Source organism: Mycobacterium sp. E3247, assembly GCF_001667785.1.
Taxonomy (GTDB): domain Bacteria; phylum Actinomycetota; class Actinomycetes; order Mycobacteriales; family Mycobacteriaceae; genus Mycobacterium.
The window spans coordinates 1-4,134 of sequence record NZ_LZJG01000413.1 but is presented as its reverse complement, the minus strand read 5'-3'; the positions used below and the strand labels follow the sequence as shown (position 1 = coordinate 4,134).

5 protein-coding genes and 1 rRNA gene are annotated in these 4,134 nt (G+C 65.4%); 5 read left to right on the top strand and 1 reads right to left on the bottom strand.

The window, feature by feature from the left end; translation table 11 throughout:
* From atpD to A9X04_RS21550, 3 genes are all read left to right on the top strand, one after another.
* Positions 1-825: F0F1 ATP synthase subunit beta (gene atpD, locus A9X04_RS21560; RefSeq protein WP_067924797.1), on the top strand; the 825-nt coding region annotated here is incomplete at its 5' end.
* Between the two features lie 35 nt (positions 826-860).
* Positions 861-1,226 (top strand): F0F1 ATP synthase subunit epsilon, encoded by a 366-nt coding sequence (locus A9X04_RS21555; RefSeq protein ID WP_067924789.1) that lies wholly within the window; start codon positions 861-863, stop codon positions 1,224-1,226.
* A 6-nt stretch (positions 1,227-1,232) separates the two neighbouring features.
* Entirely contained in the window at positions 1,233-1,676 is a 444-nt protein-coding gene (locus A9X04_RS21550) for a DUF2550 domain-containing protein (RefSeq protein WP_067924787.1), read from the top strand.
* Positions 1,677-1,691: 15 nt separating this feature from the next.
* Here the strand turns inward: A9X04_RS21550 and A9X04_RS21545 are convergent, their stop codons facing one another.
* Positions 1,692-2,288, bottom strand: a complete 597-nt coding sequence (locus A9X04_RS21545; RefSeq protein WP_067924783.1) for a cob(I)yrinic acid a,c-diamide adenosyltransferase — start codon at positions 2,286-2,288, stop codon at positions 1,692-1,694.
* A gap of 158 nt (positions 2,289-2,446) precedes the next feature.
* Between A9X04_RS21545 and murA the strand changes: the two genes are divergently transcribed.
* Positions 2,447-3,700 carry a UDP-N-acetylglucosamine 1-carboxyvinyltransferase gene (gene murA, locus A9X04_RS21540; RefSeq protein WP_067924781.1) on the top strand — a complete coding sequence of 418 codons (1,254 nt, stop codon included), beginning with the start codon at positions 2,447-2,449 and terminating at the stop codon, positions 3,698-3,700.
* A gap of 368 nt (positions 3,701-4,068) precedes the next feature.
* Positions 4,069-4,134 (top strand): 16S ribosomal RNA (locus A9X04_RS21535); the annotation flags it as partial.

Below are 4,134 nucleotides of genomic sequence, written 5' to 3'. Positions count from 1 at the left end.
CTCAAGGAAGCCGACGTGCTCAAGGACACCGCGCTGGTGTTCGGTCAGATGGACGAGCCGCCCGGCACCCGTATGCGCGTGGCCCTGTCCGCCCTGACGATGGCCGAGTGGTTCCGCGACGAGGCAGGCCAGGACGTGCTGCTGTTCATCGACAACATCTTCCGGTTCACCCAGGCCGGGTCGGAGGTATCGACGCTGCTCGGCCGTATGCCTTCCGCGGTGGGATACCAGCCCACGCTGGCCGACGAGATGGGTGAGCTGCAGGAGCGCATCACCTCGACGCGAGGCCGCTCGATCACCTCGATGCAGGCGGTTTACGTGCCCGCCGACGACTACACCGACCCTGCGCCGGCGACCACGTTCGCGCACCTGGACGCCACCACCGAGCTGTCGCGCTCGGTGTTCTCCAAAGGCATCTTCCCCGCGGTGGACCCGCTGGCATCGAGCTCGACGATCCTCGACCCCAGCGTGGTCGGTGACGAGCATTACCGGGTGGCGCAGGAAGTCATCCGAATCCTGCAGCGCTACAAGGACCTTCAAGACATCATCGCGATCCTCGGTATCGACGAGCTGTCCGAGGAGGACAAGCAGCTGGTCCAGCGCGCCCGGCGCATCGAGCGGTTCCTGTCGCAGAACATGATGGCGGCCGAGCAGTTCACCGGGCAGCCGGGTTCGACGGTGCCGGTGAAGGAGACCATCGAGGCGTTCGACCGCCTGACCAAGGGCGACTTCGACCACATCCCGGAACAGGCGTTCTTCTTGATCGGCGGCCTGGACGACTTGGCCAAGAAAGCCGAAAGCTTCGGCGCCAAGTTGGATTCCTAAAGGCGTGACCGAAAGGCTCTGAAAGGCTCTGTGGCATGGCCGAATTGAACGTTGAGATAGTTGCCGTAGACCGCAAGATCTGGTCGGGTGAGGCAACGTTTTTGTTCACCCGCACCACCGTCGGCGAAATCGGCATCATGCCCCGGCATATCCCGATCGTCGCCCAGCTGGTCGACGACGCGATGGTGCGCGTGGAACGCGAGGGTGACGACGATCTGCGCGTCGCCATCGAAGGTGGGTTCCTGTCGGTCACCGAGGAGTCGGTGACCGTTCTGGCCGAGTCCGCCGCGTTCGAGTCGGAGATCGACGAAAGCGCCGCCAGGGAGGATTCGGAGTCCGACGACCCGCGCATCGCGGCGCGGGGGCGCGGCAGATTGCGCGCCGTCGGCGCGATCGACTAATCGCCGATGAGCGCGCCCATGATCGGCATGGTCGTGCTCGTCGTCGTCCTGGCGGGCGCGGTCGTCGCGTTGAGCTATCGGTTGTGGAAGCTGCGCCAGGGCGGCACCGCGGGGATCATGCGAGACATTCCCGCGGTCGGGGGTCACGGCTGGCGTCACGGCGTGATCCGTTACCGCGGCGGTGAGGCCGCGTTCTACCGGCTCTCCAGCCTGCGGCTGTGGCCCGATCGCCGACTCAGCCGCAGGGGAGTCGAGATCGTCTCCCGCCGCGCACCCCGCGGCGATGAATTCGACATCATGACCGACGAGATCGTTGTGCTGGAGCTGCGCGACACGACGCAGGATCGTCGGACCGGTTATGAGATCGCGCTCGACAAGGGCGCGTTGACCGCGTTCCTGTCCTGGCTGGAATCGCGCCCGTCACCGCGCGCTCGCCGCCGCAGCGTTTAGGCCTTGCCCCGCAGGCTAACTGGGAGGTGGCGCGTCGCCGCCGGGTTGGCCCCCGGGCTTCCACAGCACGTCACCGTCGGGATTGGCCGCGCGCGCCAGGATGAAGAGCAGATCCGACAGGCGGTTCAAGTACTTCGCCGGGAGGACGTTGACCTGCTGCGGCGCGGCCTCGACCGCCGCCCAGGCCGAGCGTTCCGCCCGGCGGACGGTGGTGCGGGCGACGTGCAACAGCGCCGACAGCGGCGAACCGCCCGGCAGCACAAAGGAATTCAGCGCAGCCAGGTTCTCGTTATATTTGTCACACCAGCCCTCGAGCCGGTCGATGTAGGGCTGGGTGACCCGCAGGGCTGGATATTCGGGGTTCTCCACCACCGGTGTCGACAGGTCCGCGCCGGCGTCGAACAGGTCGTTCTGGATCTGCCGCAACACACCGGCGATCTCCTGGTCGGGCTGACCAAGGGCGATCGCGACGCCGATCGCCGAGTTGGCCTCGTCGCAGTCCGCGTAGGCGACCAGTCGGGGGTCGTTCTTGGAGACCCGCGAGAAATCACTCAATCCCGTCGTGCCGTCGTCACCGGTTCGCGTATAGATGCGGGTCAGGTGTATCGCCATGACCAAAACGGTACTGCGGCTCGCGATGGTGCCGAGCCTCGGCTGACCCCTCGTCGCTGCACGGCTGGGGGCGCCCCCACCTCACTCCGCTCCGCGGAGCGCATCGTCGCCAAGCGGGCTGACTGACAACCCGATACCGCTTCACTAGACTGACGCGGGTGGCTGAGCGATTCGTGGTGACCGGCGGCAACCGGTTGTCCGGCGAAGTCGCAGTGGGGGGCGCCAAGAACAGCGTGCTCAAGCTGATGGCGGCAACGCTGCTGGCCGAGGGCACCAGCACCATCACCAACTGCCCCGACATCCTCGATGTGCCGTTGATGGCAGAGGTCTTGCGCGGCCTGGGCGCCACCGTCGAACTCGACGGCGACGTCGCCCGCATCACCTCACCCGACGAGCCGAAATACGACGCCGACTTCGCGGCGGTGCGACAGTTCCGGGCGTCGGTCTGCGTGCTCGGGCCGCTGGTCGGCCGGTGCAAGCGGGCCAGGGTGGCGCTGCCGGGCGGTGACGCGATCGGTTCCCGTCCGCTGGACATGCATCAGGCGGGCCTGCGGCAGCTGGGCGCCCAGTGCAACATCGAACACGGTTGCGTCGTCGCCCACGCCGACACCTTGCGCGGCGCGGAGATCCAGCTCGAGTTTCCCTCGGTGGGGGCCACCGAGAACATCCTGATGGCCGCCGTGCTGGCCGAGGGCGTCACCACGATCCACAATGCGGCGCGCGAACCCGACGTCGTGGACCTGTGCACCATGTTGAACCAGATGGGCGCGCAGGTCGAAGGTGCCGGCTCGTCGACCATGACCATCACCGGAGTCCCACGGCTCTACCCGACCGAGCACCGGGTGATCGGGGATCGCATCGTCGCCGCCACCTGGGGCATCGCCGCCGCGATGACCCGTGGAGACATCTCGGTGACCGGCGTCGACCCGGCCCACCTCCAGGTGGTGCTGCACAAGCTGCACGACGCCGGCGCGACCGTCACCCAGACGGACAACAGCTTTCGGATCACCCAGTACGAACGGCCCAAGGCCGTCAACGTGGCGACCCTGCCGTTCCCCGGGTTCCCGACGGATCTGCAGCCGATGGCGATCGCCCTGGCGTCGATCGCCGACGGCACCTCGATGATCACGGAGAACGTTTTCGAGGCCCGTTTCCGCTTTGTCGAAGAGATGATCCGGCTGGGCGCGGACGCCCGCACCGACGGTCACCACGCAGTCGTGCGAGGCCTGCCGCAATTGTCGAGCGCCCCGGTGTGGTGTTCGGACATTCGGGCCGGTGCGGGGCTGGTTTTGGCGGGGCTCGTCGCCGACGGTGACACCGAGGTCCACGACGTCTTCCACATCGATCGGGGCTACCCGTTGTTCGTGGAGAACCTGGCGATTTTGGGAGCGGAGATCGAGCGGGTAGAGTAACCAAAGTCAGTGCCCCACAGGGGCGGTCGCCACACCAGGCGGCCGACACCCCGGGCCCTTGACTCCCTCGCTGGATTGGTACTAGCCTTGCACGGCTGCTCCCGAAACGGTCTCCGGAAGACCAAAACTGGGAGTTGACTTCGCTGCCGGACTTGTATTAAGCTGGCAGGGTTGCCCCAAAACGGGCGAAACAAGTGTTGTTTGAGAACTCAATAGTGTGTTTGGTCTTTTTATTTGTTGTTGTTTTTTTGGCCATACCTAGCACTCCCCGTGTGTGGGTATGGCAACTTTTGATGCCAGTTATTTGGTGTCTTTTTGTTAGGTCAGATTTTCTCTGATTTGAATTCACCTCGTTCGCGAGGAGATTTTGTTTGGAGAGTTTGATCCTGGCTCAGGACGAACGCTGGCGGCGTGCTTAACACATGCAAGTCGAA

Excerpts from the sequence above, each read along its gene's own strand:
- A9X04_RS21545 (WP_067924783.1), bottom strand. The coding sequence starts at position 2,288 with ATGGCGATACACCTGACCCGCATCTATACGCGAACCGGTGACGACGGC.
- A9X04_RS21555 (WP_067924789.1), top strand. The coding sequence starts at position 861 with ATGGCCGAATTGAACGTTGAGATAGTTGCCGTAGACCGCAAGATCTGG.
- A9X04_RS21550 (WP_067924787.1), top strand. The coding sequence starts at position 1,233 with ATGAGCGCGCCCATGATCGGCATGGTCGTGCTCGTCGTCGTCCTGGCG.